Raw genomic sequence first — 14,766 nt, 5'->3', positions numbered from 1 at the left:
GGCTGCCGGCGCGGCCCGAATCCCGTCAACACCCCCTCCGCGCGCGCCCCTTGCCCGTTATCGTGGAAGCGATCCGCCGACCGGATCTCGCGGCCAAGGAAGCGAGCGCAGGGGGAAACCGTGGCGCTGAAGCACGAGCCGACCGCCCCGCACCACTCCGCCCGGGACGCGCTGCGCGTGCTGGAGACCGTCGCCCGCCACCCCGCCGGGGTCGCCGGGTCCGGACTGGCCCGCGAGGCCCGCCTGGACGCCGCGCGGCTGGCCGCGCTGCTGCGCATGCTGCGCCGCGAGGGGTACGTCGAGCGGACCGCCGACGGCGCCTACGTCACCGGCGACACCCTGCGCCGCCTCACCTCCGCGCACGACCACGAGCGCGCCCTGCGCGAGAAGCTCCAGCACACGCTGGACCGGCTGCGCGACTCGGTCGGCGCGGCGGTCTACATCAGCCGGTACGAGGACGGCGAGGTGCAGGTCACCCAGTACGCGGCCGGGCCGAGCGCCCCCGCGGTCAACGAGTGGGTGGACTTCCGCTCCTCCGCCCACGCCACCGCCGTCGGCAAGAGCCTGCTGACCCAGCTCGACCACGACGCCCGGCGCGACCACCTGTCCCGGCACCGGATGGCCCGGCTGACCTCGCGCACGATCACCAGCGACAAGCTGCTGCTCTCCCGGCTGGAGTCCCAGCCGCCCACCGTCCCCGTCCTGGACCTCCAGGAGTACGCGGTCGGCACGGTCTGCGCGGCCGTCCCGATCACGGCCGGTTCCTCGGTCGGCTGCCTGGCGGTCTCGCTGCCGGTGGAGCGCGCGCACCGGCTGCGGCAGGCCGCGGACGCGCTCAACCGGCACGCCGCCCCGGTGCTGCTCTCGCTGGCCCTGTAGCGCCGCCGGCGGTGGTCCGGAGCACCCCCGGGGACCAGGTAGTATTTTCTCTGTCGCCGGCCGCTCAAGAGCGGAAGGCGAGAGTCATGCGCCGCTAGCTCAGTTGGTTAGAGCAGCTGACTCTTAATCAGCGGGTCCGGGGTTCGAGTCCCTGGCGGCGCACAGATACCGAGGGCGGGTCGAGGAATCGACCCGCCCTCGGTGCTTTCCGTCCGGGGCCCTCACTCAGAAGGTGACGTCCGAGCAGGCGTAGAAGGCGTTCGTCGTGTCGGCCACGTTCCATACCGCGAGGATGACGTGGTGGCCGCTCAGCCCCCTGGGAAGGGTGCCGCTGTGGCTCAGCGTGGACGGAGGACGCTGGCCGTTGTACGGGACCGTCAGGAACGGGGTCAGGTTGAGGTCGGAGCGGGCCAGGGCGTGGTTCTGGTTCCAGCCCTGCTTGGTGACGTAGTACGTGAAGTCGCTGGTCGCGTGCATGGCGGTGAACTGCCAGCGGAAGGTGTACGACTGGCCGCCGGTGACCCTGGTGGTGGGCCAGGCGCCGCCCGAAGGGGTGTTCGGGGCGTTGAGCTGGCCGAAGCGGCTGTTCCCGCCGCCGCAGAGCTGGCCGTCGCCGGGGCCGGAGCCGGGGAAGCCCTTGGGGCCCTCGACGCTCTGCGGCTCCCACTGGATGTCGCCGCAGTTGGTCACGGAGCCGTTCTGGCAGAGCTTCTGCCGGCTGACCGGCAGATCGGTGTAGCCGTGGCCGCTGGCGCCGCCGGTGGAGAGCACGAAGACGCCGGCGGTGGCCATGCCGAGCACGGCCGCGGACAACGCTGACAACCTGGTCCTGGTACGCATGCTGCCGCTCCTGGGGAACGTCGTGGGGGAAGGCTCACTGAGCCGAGCCGTGCGGATGGTCCAGACCAAGTCCCAGATTATTGCCGGGAGTTGAACATGTCCATACCATCCGGCGGCCCTCGTCAGACCGGCTCGCTGCGGGCGGAGCAGAACGCCACCGTGAGGTCCCGCACCAGCACCTTGCGCTCGTAGTCGTCCAGCTCGACCAGCCCGCGCGTGGTCAGCCGGGTCACCGTGTCCTCCACCGAGTCCACCACCGAGCTGAGCATGGTGGCCCGCTGCTGGGCGTCCAGCGCGGCGATCCGGCGCCGGTGCATCGCGGCGGCGACCTCGGGCGCGTACTCCACCCGGACCGGCTGCACGGAGAACACCTCCACCCCGACCGGCGCCACATCGGCCGCCACCAGGCGGGTCAGCGCGTCCCCCGCCGCGTCCGCCCCGCTGCGCGCCCCGCCCGGCAGCTCCACCGGGACCCGCGCCAGCGCGGCCTCCACGCACTCGCGCAGATAGGTCTCGTGCTCCTCGATCCCGAGCAGCGCCCGCGCGGTGTCCCGCACCCGCCACACCACCAGCACCACCACGCGCAGCGCGACCCCGTTCGCGTCCGCCGCGGGCACCGCCCCGCTGCGCCAGTGCCGCAGCCGCACATCGGCCCGGCGCCGGCGCAGCAGCGGGTTGATCCACAGCAGTCCGGTCCGCCGCACCGTCCCCCGGTACCGGCCGAACAGGCCCAGCACCCAGGCCCGTCCGGTGCGTCCGCGGGCCAGCCCGCCGAAGCCGGACAGCCCCAGCGCCCCGGCCCCCGCGTACGCCGCCCACTGCGCGGCGCCGAGTCCCGCGCCGGGATGGACGGGCAGCCCCACCGCCTGCCCGGCGAGGGGCGGCAGCACCCCCGCCCACCACGAGGTGGCCAGGCATCCGGCGACTCCGCCGAGCCCCGCCAGCACCCCGGCCGCGCCGGGCAGCACCCGCGCCGGACGCTCCTTGAGCTCCGGGTCGGGAAGCAGCTCGGGCCGTCTGCGGACCGGCGCCGGACGGCCGGCCCTGGGCTGCTCGCCGGTGCCCTGCCGGCGGCTCACCACGGCGGGCCGCCCCGGCCGCGGACCGGGGGCGGGCTCGTCGCGGAAGAGCAGGTGGACGGGGATCTCGGTGGTCGCCTCGTTGTGGATGACCCGGGGCGGCCTGAGGACGGCCGCGGTGCCGCCCGGCAGGCCCTCCGGGTGCTCCTCGGACTCGTGCGTGTGTGGTGTGGTCGTGCTCATGGGTGCCTCCAGCCTCCGCGCCAGATGCGTCATGACAGGGGATGCGGGGTTCCCGCGCGAGCGCGGAGGACCCCGGGGCGGACCGGCGCCTTCAGGCGAACAGGCGCCGCCAGGTCTCGGGGCCCGGCCAGCCGTCCGCCGCTCCGCCGCGCCAGCCCTGGGCGCGCTGGAACGCCTCCACGGCCCGCCGGTCGGACTCGCTCCAGCGCGGTCCGGGGCCGGTGGTGTAGTACCTGCCGAATCCCTTCTTCACGAGTTGCCGTCCGAGCCGGGTGACGTGCGCGTTCTCGGCGCCCGCCCGGAAGTACTGCTTGCCGGGGAAGGCGCGCCCGGCGGTGGAGCCCGGTGTGGCGGGGGCGATGTCCTTGCCGCCGCCGGTGACCAGCAGCTCCCAGGTGCGCGGCCCCGGCAGCCCGTCGGCGGCCGAGCCGGTCCAGCCCTGGGCCTTCTGGAACGCCTGGGTCGCGAGCCGGTCGGCCTCGCCCCAGACCGGTCCGGGGCCCTTGGTGTAGAAGGAGCCGCCGCCCCTGGCCACGAGCATCTCGCCGAGCATGGTCACGTACTTGTTGTTCGCGCCGGGCCCGAAGTACGAGGTGCCGGGGAAGGGCACCGGGGTGGTGGTCGACGGCTCGGCGCCCGCCGAGCCCGCGGTCACGCCCTTGTAGCGGTAGGGGAGGTACTTGGCGCTGTTGTTCCAGTACGCGTAGGGCGTGCTCTGGCGGCGGGTGTGCGGCGGCGTCTGCTCGTACGCCGTGTAGGCGGTGTGGGTGTGGTCGGTCCAGCCGCCGAAGATCACGACGTGCGAGCCGCCCTGGGGGTCGGCCGGGTTGTGGAAGAGCAGGATGTCGCCGGGCTGGAGCTCCTCCTTGGTGATCTTCACCGCGAACTGGCCGAGGCTTCCCGTCCACTCGTTGGAGAGCAGCCCCCAGGCCATGGAGACGTAGCCCGAGCAGTCCTGGCGGTACCCGTCCGACCAGAAGGCGGTCATGCTGTACGGCACCTTCGCGGTGACCCAGAGCTTGGCCCGGTTGATGATCTCGGTCCGGGTGGTGGCCGGGGTCCGGGCGAGCGGCCGGGCGGGCGAGCCGCCCGGACCGTGCAGCGGCACGGCGGTGCCCTGCGGGGTGGCGGGCCCCTCGTCCGCCGCCGGGGCGCCGGGGCGGTGGGGGGCGGTGTGCCGGGGCGGCTGCGCGGTGAGGGCGGTGGCCGGGGGGACGGCGCCGAGGACGGCGGACGCCGCGGCGGCCATGACCACGGCGCTGCGCGCGGCCGGGCGGCCGCCGGTACGGGCGGACGACGGCCGGGGGGCGACCCGCCGCCACCGGGCGCAGCCGAGGCAGTCGCAGTCGCTCGCCGGATCGAATTCCTCGAACACCGGAGCAGTCATGCGACCTGCCTCACATTCGGGGTGGGTTTGTCCGGGTGTGTGCACGTTGATCAGTCTCACAACTGTCCCCGTGACGCGCATGTTGACGGTCCGAATGGTGCACACGACCCTCCGGGCGGCTCCCCGGGCGGCCCGGCGGTGGTCGGGAGCACCCTGGCCGGTCCTGTAGAGTTTTCCTGTCAGCAGGCGCCGCTAGCTCAGTTGGTTAGAGCAGCTGACTCTTAATCAGCGGGTCCGGGGTTCGAGTCCCTGGCGGCGCACAGACAACGAGCAGGCCCCCCGTGCGAACGGGGGGCCTGCTTGCGTTTCCCTTCACCGCAATGAACGGTTTTGACCGGTAAACAACAGGTTTCGCATCTTGCGATCATGCTCATAGCCGTAGAACCCTGTTGTCCATGATGCCGTGGAAACACGGCAGTTGGGGGGAAGTACCGGTCGCGCACCGAGCCCAGGGGGCCGTCTCGCGCCGCGACCGGAGCATCGCCGTTCCCTGCCCTGCTCACGGTGAGTCAGGGCTCGGTCACGGCCGCATGCCATGGAGTCGCCCGCGCCGGCCCTGGGGAGGTCCGTCGCGGGCGGAAGGACTGACGGAACACGCGCCGACCCGCGCGTGTGGGGGGATGACACATGACGGACGATCCGTCACGCACCACCGGGCCGAGAACCGTCGCGCACCGGCCCGGCCGGACGGGACCGGGCCTGCCGGGATACGACTACGAGCACTACAGCAGACTCGCCGGCCCGCTCACCGAGCCGCCCGCCGGGCGGCCCTACACCGTGCGCCACCGCTCGCTGCTCTCGCAGGAGACCCACCGGATACGCGCCGCGCTCATGCTGGGCGCCGCCCCGCTGCTCTCGCTCGTCCTGCTGGCCTGGCTGCTCCAGCCGGACCACTGGACCGAGCGCGACCACCCGGCAGGCGGCTTCCTGCCGGTGCTGGACACCGCCATGCTGATCTCGATCGGCCTGATCGAGTTCTTCCGCTGCGTGAACGTGCTGTCCAACGCGCACGCCACCCTCGTCGCCCGGGACCCGGTGCCGGTGGTGCCCGAGGCCGGCACCCGCGTGGCCTTCCTGACCTCCTTCGTGCCCGGCAAGGAGCCGCTGGAGATGGTCACGCGCACCCTTCAGGCGGCCGTCCGGCTGCGGCACCGGGGCGTCCTGCACGTCTGGCTGCTGGACGAGGGCGACGACCCGGCCGTCAGGGAGGTCTGCGCCCGGCTCGGCGTCCGCCACTTCACCCGCAAGGGCGTGGCCCGCTGGAACACGCCCTCGGGACCGCACCGCGCGAGGACCAAGCACGGCAACTACAACGCCTGGCTGGACGCGCACGGCGACGGCTACGACTTCTTCGCCTCCGTCGACACCGACCACGTACCGCTGCCCAACTACCTGGAGCGGATGCTCGGCTACTTCCGCGACCCGGACGTCGGCTTCGTCATCGGCCCGCAGGTGTACGGCAATTACGACTCGTTCGTCACCAAGGCCGCCGAGTCCCAGCAGTTCCTCTTCCACGCCCTCGTCCAGCGCGCCGGGAACCGCTACGGCGGCGCGATGTTCGTCGGCACCTCCAACGCGGTGCGCATCCGCGCGCTGAAGCAGATCGGCGGGCTCTACGACTCGATCACCGAGGACATGGCGACCGGCTTCGAGATGCACCGCGCCACGAACCCGGCCACCGGCCGCAAGTGGCGCTCGGTGTACACCCCGGACGTGCTGGCGGTGGGCGAGGGACCGAACGCCTGGACCGACTTCTTCACCCAGCAGCTGCGCTGGTCGCGGGGCACCTACGAGACGATCCTCAAGCAGTACTGGAAGGGCTTCTTCACCCTGCCGCCCGGCAAGCTCTTCAACTACACGATGATGATCGTCTTCTACCCGATGTCCGCCCTCAACTGGATTCTGGCCTCGCTGAGCTGCGCCCTCTTCCTGGGCCTGGGCGCCTCGGGCGTGAACATCGACCCCACCGTGTGGCTGATGCTGTACGGCAACGCCTCCGCGCTGCAGATCGGGCTGTACGTCTGGAACCGGCGGCACAACGTCTCCCCGCACGAGCCGGAGGGCTCCGGCGGGGTCGCGGGCATGATGATGTCGGCGCTGTCCGCGCCGGTGTACGCCCGCTCGCTGCTGGACGCGGTGCTGCGCCGCGGGAGCAGGTTCGTGGTGACCCCCAAGGGCGACTCGGCCAGCCCCGACACGCTGTTCGGGACGTTCCGCGTCCACTGGTTCTTCATCGCGGTCTTCGCCGGCTCGCTGGCCGCGGGCCTCACGCTGGGCCACGCCCACCCGGCGATGATCACGTGGGCGGCCCTGGCGCTGCTGATCACCGCCTCCCCGATCCTCGTCTGGCGGTGGTCCCTGGGGCGGGAGCGGTCCGGCGCACGCGCGGCGGGCGTGGCCGCCGCGCCCGTACCGGAGCCGCTGCCCGCGCCGCGCGTCCCCGCGCAGCGCACGGCCCGCGACGGTGACGGCGAGCAGACCCTGCGGATCGCCCTGGGCGGGCTGGGGGGAGTCAAGGAATGAGGCACCTCACCGGCCGCCGCCGCGCCCGCCGACTGGGGATGAGCGCGGTGGTGGTCCTCGCGCTGGCCGGGATGAACGGCCCGTGGCTCTACCGCTTCGGCACCGTGCGGTACCACCAGTACAAGATCGACAAGCCGGAGTACAAGGCCGCCAACGGCCGCTGGGAGATCGTGGAGTTCCCCGAGGAGTACCGCCAGGACACCATCCACGCGGCCCTGCTGCGCACCGGGAAGGTGCTGCTGGTGGCGGGGTCGGGCAACAACCAGGACAACTTCGACGCCAAGAAGTTCGACACCCGGCTGTGGGACCCGGTCAAGGGCACGGTCAAGAAGATCCCCACGCCCAAGGACCTCTTCTGCACCGGCCACACCCAGCTCGCCGACGGCAACCTGCTGATCGCGGGCGGCACCAAGCGGTACGAGAAGCTGAAGGGCGACGTGACCAAGGCGGGCGGCCTGATGATCGTCCACAACGAGAACCCGGACAGGCCCGTCACCCTGCCCGCCGGCACCCGCTTCACCGGCAGGGACAACGGCCGCACCTTCGCCTCCAAGGACCCCGTCCTCGTCCCGCGCGCCAAGAAGGTCTTCGACCGCGCGGGCCGCTTCCTGCGCAACGACCCCGGCCTCGGCCGGATCTACGTCGAGGCGCAACGCAGCGGCACCCGGTACCAGACCGGCACGCAGGACAACTACCGGGTGCGGGGCCTCACCGGCGCCGAGGCGCGCAACACGTACGGCATCGCGCAGAAGCTGGCGCTCGACAAGAAGGACTTCCAGGGCATCCGCGACGCCTTCGAGTTCGATCCGGTGGCCGAGCGGTACATCAAGGTCGACCCGATGAAGGAGGCCCGCTGGTACCCGACGCTCACCACCCTGTCGGACGGCAGGGTGCTCAGCGTCTCGGGCCTGGACGACATCGGGCAGCTGGTGCCGGGCAAGAACGAGGTGTTCGACCCGGCGACGAAGAAGTGGGCGTACACCGCCGAGGTCCGGCAGTTCCCGACCTACCCGGCGCTGTTCCTGACGCGGAACGGCAAGGTCTTCTACTCGGGCTCCAACGCGGGGTACGGCCCCGACGACGTGGGCCGCGAGCCGGGGATCTGGGACGTGGACACCAACGAGTTCACCGTGCTGCCGGGGATGAGCGATCCCGGCCGGCTGGAGACCTCGGGGACGGTGCTGCTGCCTCCGGCGCAGGACGAGCGGTACCTGGTGATCGGCGGGGGCGGGGTCGGCGAGTCCCGGCTGTCCAGCAGGAAGACCCGGCTGATCGACCTCAGGGCGCGCGAACCGCGCTTCGTGGACGGGCCCTCGCTGGACCAGGGCACCCGGTACCCGCAGGCGTCCGTGCTGCCGGACGACACCGTGCTGGTGTCGGGCGGGTCGCGGGACTACCGGGGCCGGGGCGGCTCCGACATCCTCCAGGCGCGGATCTACCACCCGGGCACCGGCCGCTTCACCCGGGTCGCCGATCCGCTGGTGGGGCGCAACTACCACTCCGGATCGGTCCTGCTGCCGGACGGGCGCGTGCTGTTCTTCGGCTCGGACCCGCTCTACGGGAACCGGGCCGACACCGAGCCGGGGAGCTTCGAGCAGCGGATCGAGATCTACACCCCGCCCTACCTGTACCGGGGTTCGCGGCCCTCGCTCGGCAGGGGGCCGGAGAGCATCGCGCGGGGCGGTTCGGGGACGTTCACCTCGCCGCACGCGTCGAGCATCCGCAAGGCCCGGCTGATCAGGCCGAGCGCGGCGACCCATGTGACGGACGTGGACCAGCGGTCGATCGCGCTCGGCTTCGGCGTCTCGGGCGACCGGATCACCGTACGGGTGCCCGCCGACCGGAACCTGGTGCAGTCCGGGTGGTACATGCTGTTCGTCGACGACGACCAGGGGACGCCGTCGAAGGCCAGGTGGGTGCGCGTGCCGTAGGTCGCGGAACCCGGCCTACGGGACGAGGCCCAGGGCGTACTCGGGCCACCAGGCCCCCGCCCTGGGCCCTCCCCGGCACTCGCCGTCCGACTCCCCCGGCCGCTTGATCCACAGGTAGGCGTCGGCCAGCGGGTCGGCCGTCCTGGTGGTCGGGGGTTCGCCCAGCCTCCGGCCGGGCGGGTTGCACCAGCGCTCGGCCGGATCGCCCCCGGTGTACGGGCCGTTGCCGTTGCGGCTGGTGTCGACGACGAAGTGCTTGCCGCCGACCTCGGCGGCCAGCCGCTTGCCGTAGCGGACGGAGTCCTCGGTGGAGTAGAAGTTGGAGACGTTGACGGCGAAGCCGTCGGCGCGCTCCACGCCCGCCGATCGCAGCGGCCCGAAGATCTGGCCCGGGTGTCCCCAGCCGGCGTTGCCCGCGTCGAGGTAGACCCGGGTGCGCTTGAGGGCCGTGAGGGTGGTGACCGCGCCCCGCAGCAGGTCGTAGCGCTCCTCGTGGAACTCCTCGGGGGTGCAGCCGTCCACGAGGTGGAGCAGGGCGTCCGGTTCGAGGATCACGGTCGCGGCGCGGTCCCCGATGCCGCGCGCGACGCCGTCGATCCACGCCCGGTAGGCGGCCCCGTCGGCGGCGCCGCCCCGGGAGTACTGGCCGCAGTCGCGGTGCGGGATGTTGTAGAGGACCAGCAGGGCCCTGCGGCCGGACGCGGCGGCCGCCCCGGTGAAGCCGCGGGCCTCCCGCTCCGGGTCCTGAGGGCCGATCCACTCCCCCACCGGCTGCTCGGCGATCCGCCGTATCCGCCGCGCCTCGGCCGCCTTGCCGGCCTTCTCGTAGGCGGCGGCCTGGCGGGCGGCGTTGCCGTCCGGGTTGACCCAGTAGGGGCCGGCGGCACGGGGAGGCTCGCCGGGTGTTCCCCCCGCGCCGTGACCGTCGCCCCCCGGCGAGCACCCGGCCGTCAGCAGTGCCGCCCCCAGCAGCACCGCGGACGCCCGCCCGCCCCATTTCCCGTCCATGCGGTTCCCCCCTGGGCGCATTTGTTCCGGTGGACCGATCCTGGCATACCGGCCGTGCCGGACAGGGGGCGATCGGGAAGTCAACGCCCTTGACAACAGGGGGCGTTCAGGAGCCCTCGCCGGTGAGGTACGCGGAGACGACCACGTTGGCGGTGTAGCTGCGGCTCGCCCGGTCGTAGCTGCCGCCGCAGGTGATCAGGCGCAGTTCGGCGCGGCCGGGGTGGCGGGTGCCGTAGGCGCGTCCGGCGTCGAAGCCGGCGGCGGGGAGCACCGCGACGTCGTCGATGGTGAAGCGGGCGACCCGGCCGTCCGCGCGGACCACCCGGACGGTCTCGCCGGGTTCGAGGGTGCTGAGCCGGTAGAAGACGGCGGGCCGGGTGTCGGTGTCGACGTGGCCGACCAGCAGCGCGGTCCCGGCGGCGCCGGGTGTGGTGCCTGCGCCGTACCAGCCGACCACTCCCGGCTGGTCGAAGGGCGGCGGGTCGATGCCGCCCCGGCTGTCCAGTCCGCGCGCCGTCACCGGCGCCTGGACGGCCAGTTGGGGGATGTCGACGCGCTGCGGGACGGAGTCGGGCAGCGGGGCCGCCGGGGCGGGCAGGGTGATCCCGCCGAGTCCGGCCACGTCACCGCGCGACGTGCCGCCCAGGCGGTCGGGCAGCCCGGTCACGTCCCGTCCCCAGAGCCAGAGTCCGAGCAGCAGCACGGCCCAGGCCGCGGCCGTGATCAGCCGGCCGGTGGCGGGATGCCCCCGCTCCTCGGACATGACGGCTCCCGCTCAGCCGTTGCCGCGGCTCCGGCGGGCCCGGAGCGCGCCGACCGTGACCGCCGCGCAGCCGGCGAGGGCCAGCCCGGTCAGGGCCTGGGCGGCGCCGGGGCCGGAACCGGTGGGGGCCACGGTGGCGAACAGCGTGCTGGTGTCGGCCCCGGCCGCCGTGCCGCCGCCGCCCGCGTGGACGGGGGCGACCGGCGAGGGGCCGGTGTCCGGCTCGTCGTCGTCGGAGTCGGGGCGGGCGCCCGGCCCGGACTCGTCGACGCTGATCCGGCCGGTGAACGAGTAGTCGGCGCAGGTGATCCGCACGTCGTACGCGCCCGCCGCGAGGGAGCTGCGCACCCGGGTCTGCCCGGAGAGGTCGCCCTGCCCGCCGGTCAGGCGGGCGTCCGAGACGAACGCGTTCGACACCGCCGTGCCCTGCGAGGCCGTGCAGCCGCGCACCCGCAGCGAGACGTCGGTGCCGGGGACGGGGGCGGCCGGAGCCACGGTGAGCCCGCCGGTGCCGTGCGCGGCACCGTCCTGCGAGCCGCCGTCCGCCGCGTGCGCCGCCGGGGTCAGCGCGGTGACGACGAGGATCGAAGTACAGAGAGTGAGGCGAAGAGAGCCCATCGTGAACCTCCAGATAGTGGGAGGTTCCCCCGTCCGGTGCCCGTCCGCATCCGCAGGGGGCGTCCGGTTGCTCCGTCCGGGTGGGACCGGGTTTGGAAGCCCCAGCTCAGACGAGGTCCACGAGGTCCGCGATGGAGTCGACGACCTTGGACGGACGGAACGGGTAGCGGTCGATCTCGTCCTCCTGGGTGACCCCGGTGAGCACCAGGAAGGTGCGCATGCCGGCCTCCAGTCCCGCGAGCACGTCGGTGTCCATGCGGTCGCCGATCATCGCCGACGTCTCCGAGTGCGCGCCGAGCACGTTGAGCCCGGCGCGCATCATCAGCGGGTTGGGCTTGCCCACGAAGTAGGGCTTCTTCTTGGTGGCGGCGGTGATCAGGGCGGCGACCGAGCCGGTGGCGGGCAGCGCGCCCTCGGTGGAGGGGCCGACGTTGTCCGGGTTGGTGGCGATGAACCGGGCGCCGTCGTTGATCAGCCGGACCGCCTTGGTCATGGCCTCGAAGGAGTACGTCCGGGTCTCGCCGAGGATCACGAAGTCGGGGTCGTGGTCGGTGAGGATGTAGCCGACGTCGTGCAGGGCGGTGGTGAGCCCGGCCTCGCCGATGACGTACGCGCTGCCGCCGGGCCGCTGCTCGTCCACGAACTGGGCGGTGGCCATCGCGGAGGTCCAGATGTTCCGCACCGGCACGTCCAGGCCCAGCCTGGTCAGCCGGGCGTGCAGGTCGCGGGCGGTGTAGATGGAGTTGTTGGTCAGCACCAGGAACGGCCGCTCGGCCTCGCGCAGCTTCTTCAGGAACGCGTCGGCGCCGGGGATGGGCACGCCCTCGTGGATCAGGACGCCGTCCATGTCGGTGAGCCATGACTCGATGGGCCTACGGTCTGCCATGCGTATGTCCTCCCGCGATTACCTGCCGACGGCTGACAGGTCCAGCGTAGTGAGGCGGGGGTGCCCGTGGGGTGAGGGGGGGCGGGCGGGGTCAGCGGCGCCGCCGGGCCGTGAGCAGCGCGGCGCCGCCGAGGACGAGAAGCGCGGCGGCCGCCGTGAGGGGGCCGCGCGGCAGGGCCGGTCCGGTGCGGGCGAGTTCGGGGGCGCCGCGGCCGGCTTCCCCGGAGCCGTCGTGGGCTTCTCCGTCGTCGTCCGGGTCCCCGGCTTCGCCGTAGCGGTCCCCGGTCTCGTCGCCGGCGTCGCCGTCGCCGTCGCTGTCGGTGGCCTCTCCGTCGGTGGCCTCGTCGCCTTCGTCGCTTTCGGGGTCGACGGGGGCGAGGGGGGCCACGGGGACGGCCTCCGTGGCGGTGGGCTCGTCGGCGGCCGGGGTGACGCCCTCCTCGGTGGTGTCGGGGGCGCGGCTGGGGTCGGCGGGGGCGGCGGTGCCGGGTTCGTCGGGGTCCGCGGGACCGGTCGGGCCGGGGGTGCGGCCGGGGTCCCCGGTACCGGCCGACGCGTCGGGGCGGTCCGGGTAGCCGGGGGGTACGGGGCCCTGAGTGCGGCCGGGGTCGGGCCGCCCGTGCGGGTTCCGTCCGGGCTTCTCGCCCTCGATGTCGAAGGCGTAGTCCCCGGACTCGCCGACCCACTCCCCGTCCTGTCCGCGCCGCTGGACCAGGGCGGCCTTGGCGGTGACGTGGTCGGCGAAGGCGTCGGAGGTGATCATCAGCCGGAGCCTGACGGTGACCGTCCCGCCGGGCGCCACGGTGTACCCGGCGAAGCCGTCGGCCCCCACCACGCCGACCAGTTCCTGCTGGTCGGTGCTCTCCAGCCGGACCGGGCGGCGTCTGCGGCCGTCGTAGAAGTCGAGTTTGGCCTGCGCGGGCCGCAGAAGACGCTCGTCGTCGACGAGGACCACGACCGGGTGGACGCCCGCGCACGCCTGCGCGCCGGTGTTGACGAGGTCGATGTACCAGGTGCCGGGCGCCCCGCCGGCCTCGTAGGAGTCGGGGCCGCCGTGGATGCGGGTCTCGAGCGGGAAGGAGCCGTCGTCGCCCGCCGGACAGGGGGCGACCGGGGCGGCGGACGACACGGGAGCGAGCGCGACGACCGCGACCAGGCAGAGCGCGGCGGGCGAGGAGAGGGCCGCCACGGAACGGGGCGAGAAGCGGGACGCGGAACGGGGGGTGGATCGGGGGGTGGAACGGGGTGGGGAACCGGGCGCGGAACCGGGCGACGAGCGGCGGGACAATGACGACTGGGACGACTCGGACGACCTGGACGACCTGGACGACCTGGACGACGACAGAGCGGTGGACAATCGCATGAACACATGAACATGCCGGACCCCCGCCCGCTCCCCCCGCGCCACTCCGGCCCCGCCCCCATCTCCGCCCGATCAGTGGACCGGGGATGCGCCAACCGGCAGCCCCGCCGGGCCCGGCCCCCTCGCGCGAGCCGAGTCCCCTCAGCCCCCCGCCCGCCCGAAGACCGGCGCCAGCAGCAGCTGGCCCGCGCCCACGGCCACCATCCGCTCCCCGCCCGGCGCCGGTTCGACCGCGACCGTGTCCCCGGGCAGCCCCTCGCGGCGGGCCCGCGCGGCGAGAATCCCGGAGACCCCCTGGACGTAGACCCCCGGCGCCGAGGCGACGGTCCGCCCGCCGAGCAGCACCCGGTCGATGTCGAGCAGCCCCGCGAGGTTCCCCGCGCCCACGCCCAGCACCCGGGCCGCCTCCTCGGTGTCGCCACGCCCGACGGCCGCCAGGCACAGGGCCTCCAGACAGCCCCGGTCACCGCACTCGCACGGCGGCCCGTCGAGCTGGATCACCTGGTGCCCGAACTCCCCGGCCCCCGTGCGCGCCCCCCGGTGCACGCTGCCGCCGATCACCAGGCCGGCGCCGAGACCCGTACCCAGGTGCAGGTAGGCGAACGACCCCCGCTCGCCCCCCGCCGCCAGCCCGAGCGCCGCCGCGTTGGTGTCCTTGTCGACCACCACCGGCACCCCGAGCCGCCCGGCGAGCGCGTCCCGCAGCCCGAACCCCTCCCACTCGGGGAAACCGGTCACCCGGTGCAGCACCCCGCCCGTGTGGTCCAGCGGACCGGGCAGGGCGACCCCGGCCCCGAGCAGCGTCCGGGCGTCCGCGGGCCGGGCAGCGCCGAGCACCTCGGCGACCAGCGCGGTCACCTCGGCCACGACCAGCGCGAGCACCTGCTCCGCCCCGCCGCCGAGCCCGGTCGCACCGCGCCGCTCGCCCACCACCGTGCCGTCCAGGTCGAGCAGCACCACCCGCAGCTCGTCCCGGTCCAGGTGGACGCCCACCGCGTGCCCGGCCTCGGGGACCAGCCGCAGCACGGTGCGCGGCTTGCCGCCGGTGGAGGCCCGGCGTCCGGCCTCGGCGGCGAAGCCGTCCTCCCGCAGCCGTCCGGTGATCTTGCTGACGGCCTGCGGGGTGAGCCCCGTGCGCTCGGCGAGTTCGAGCCTGCTGATGCCCTCCGCCCCGGCGCCGCGCAGCAGATCGAGCACGAGTGCGGTGTTGTGGGACCGCACCGCGAGCAGATTCGCCCCCGCCGGGTTGCTCCTCGTCCTGTTCACGTGTCCATTCTCCCCGGCGCTTGCACTTTGGCAACAGCGT

General features: G+C 73.7%; 13 protein-coding genes and 2 tRNA genes. 6 read left to right on the top strand and 9 right to left on the bottom strand.

Annotated elements, in window-relative coordinates:
* Positions 1–120 precede the first annotated feature (120 nt).
* Positions 121–879, top strand: coding sequence for an IclR family transcriptional regulator C-terminal domain-containing protein (locus tag ABZ898_RS08300; protein ID WP_361654222.1), 759 nt, complete (start codon positions 121–123; stop codon positions 877–879).
* A gap of 88 nt (positions 880–967) precedes the next feature.
* Positions 968–1,041 (top strand) — tRNA-Lys (locus tag ABZ898_RS08295).
* Between the two features lie 63 nt (positions 1,042–1,104).
* On the opposite strand, the gene ABZ898_RS08290 is transcribed toward ABZ898_RS08295, so the two are convergent.
* The 3 genes from ABZ898_RS08290 to ABZ898_RS08280 form a co-directional block, all read right to left on the bottom strand.
* A complete protein-coding gene (locus ABZ898_RS08290; RefSeq protein ID WP_361654219.1) occupies positions 1,105–1,719 on the bottom strand; it encodes a lytic polysaccharide monooxygenase in 615 nt (204 codons plus the stop codon).
* 122 nt (positions 1,720–1,841) lie between these two features.
* A complete protein-coding gene (locus tag ABZ898_RS08285; RefSeq protein ID WP_361654216.1) occupies positions 1,842–2,981 on the bottom strand; it encodes an SPFH domain-containing protein in 1,140 nt (379 codons plus the stop codon).
* 91 nt (positions 2,982–3,072) lie between these two features.
* Positions 3,073–4,368 (bottom strand): peptidoglycan-binding protein, encoded by a 1,296-nt coding sequence (locus tag ABZ898_RS08280; protein ID WP_361654213.1) that lies wholly within the window; start codon positions 4,366–4,368, stop codon positions 3,073–3,075.
* Positions 4,369–4,554: 186 nt separating this feature from the next.
* Between ABZ898_RS08280 and ABZ898_RS08275 the strand changes: the two genes are divergently transcribed.
* From ABZ898_RS08275 to ABZ898_RS08265, 3 genes are all read left to right on the top strand, one after another.
* Positions 4,555–4,628 (top strand) — tRNA-Lys (locus ABZ898_RS08275).
* A gap of 367 nt (positions 4,629–4,995) precedes the next feature.
* Positions 4,996–6,891, top strand: a complete 1,896-nt coding sequence (locus tag ABZ898_RS08270) for a cellulose synthase catalytic subunit (RefSeq protein ID WP_361654210.1) — start codon at positions 4,996–4,998, stop codon at positions 6,889–6,891.
* The gene (locus ABZ898_RS08265; protein ID WP_361654207.1) at positions 6,888–8,822 is read left to right on the top strand and encodes a kelch motif-containing protein; all 1,935 of its coding nucleotides are present in this window, start codon (positions 6,888–6,890) and stop codon (positions 8,820–8,822) included. The genes ABZ898_RS08270 and ABZ898_RS08265 overlap by 4 nt, the downstream gene beginning before the upstream one ends.
* Before the next feature lie 15 nt (positions 8,823–8,837).
* Here ABZ898_RS08265 and ABZ898_RS08260 read toward each other — a convergent pair whose 3' ends face one another.
* The 5 genes from ABZ898_RS08260 to ABZ898_RS08240 all read right to left on the bottom strand — a co-directional run bounded on the left by ABZ898_RS08260 (position 8,838) and on the right by ABZ898_RS08240 (position 13,286).
* Positions 8,838–9,830, bottom strand: a complete 993-nt coding sequence (locus ABZ898_RS08260) for a glycoside hydrolase family 6 protein (RefSeq protein WP_361654204.1) — start codon at positions 9,828–9,830, stop codon at positions 8,838–8,840.
* Positions 9,831–9,936: 106 nt separating this feature from the next.
* A complete protein-coding gene (locus tag ABZ898_RS08255) occupies positions 9,937–10,593 on the bottom strand; it encodes a class F sortase (protein WP_361654202.1) in 657 nt (218 codons plus the stop codon).
* A gap of 12 nt (positions 10,594–10,605) precedes the next feature.
* The gene (locus tag ABZ898_RS08250; RefSeq protein ID WP_361654199.1) at positions 10,606–11,211 is read right to left on the bottom strand and encodes a hypothetical protein; all 606 of its coding nucleotides are present in this window, start codon (positions 11,209–11,211) and stop codon (positions 10,606–10,608) included.
* Positions 11,212–11,317: 106 nt separating this feature from the next.
* On the bottom strand, positions 11,318–12,097 hold the full coding sequence (locus ABZ898_RS08245; protein ID WP_361654196.1) for an HAD-IIA family hydrolase: 780 nt from the start codon (positions 12,095–12,097) through the stop codon (positions 11,318–11,320).
* A 91-nt stretch (positions 12,098–12,188) separates the two neighbouring features.
* Positions 12,189–13,286 carry a hypothetical protein gene (locus tag ABZ898_RS08240; RefSeq protein WP_361654193.1) on the bottom strand — a complete coding sequence of 366 codons (1,098 nt, stop codon included), beginning with the start codon at positions 13,284–13,286 and terminating at the stop codon, positions 12,189–12,191.
* Positions 13,287–13,332: 46 nt separating this feature from the next.
* On the opposite strand from ABZ898_RS08240, the gene ABZ898_RS08235 reads away from it, so the two are divergent.
* Complete coding sequence (locus tag ABZ898_RS08235) at positions 13,333–13,470, top strand: hypothetical protein (RefSeq protein WP_361654190.1); 138 nt, start codon at positions 13,333–13,335, stop codon at positions 13,468–13,470.
* 131 nt (positions 13,471–13,601) lie between these two features.
* On the opposite strand, the gene ABZ898_RS08230 is transcribed toward ABZ898_RS08235, so the two are convergent.
* On the bottom strand, positions 13,602–14,726 hold the full coding sequence (locus tag ABZ898_RS08230) for an ROK family transcriptional regulator (RefSeq protein ID WP_361654187.1): 1,125 nt from the start codon (positions 14,724–14,726) through the stop codon (positions 13,602–13,604).
* Between the last annotated feature and the right edge of the window lie 40 nt (positions 14,727–14,766).

It is taken from the genome of Streptomyces sp. NPDC046860 (genome assembly GCF_040645115.1).
GTDB lineage: Bacteria > Actinomycetota > Actinomycetes > Streptomycetales > Streptomycetaceae > Streptomyces.
This window is presented reverse-complemented; position numbering and strand designations above follow the sequence as displayed.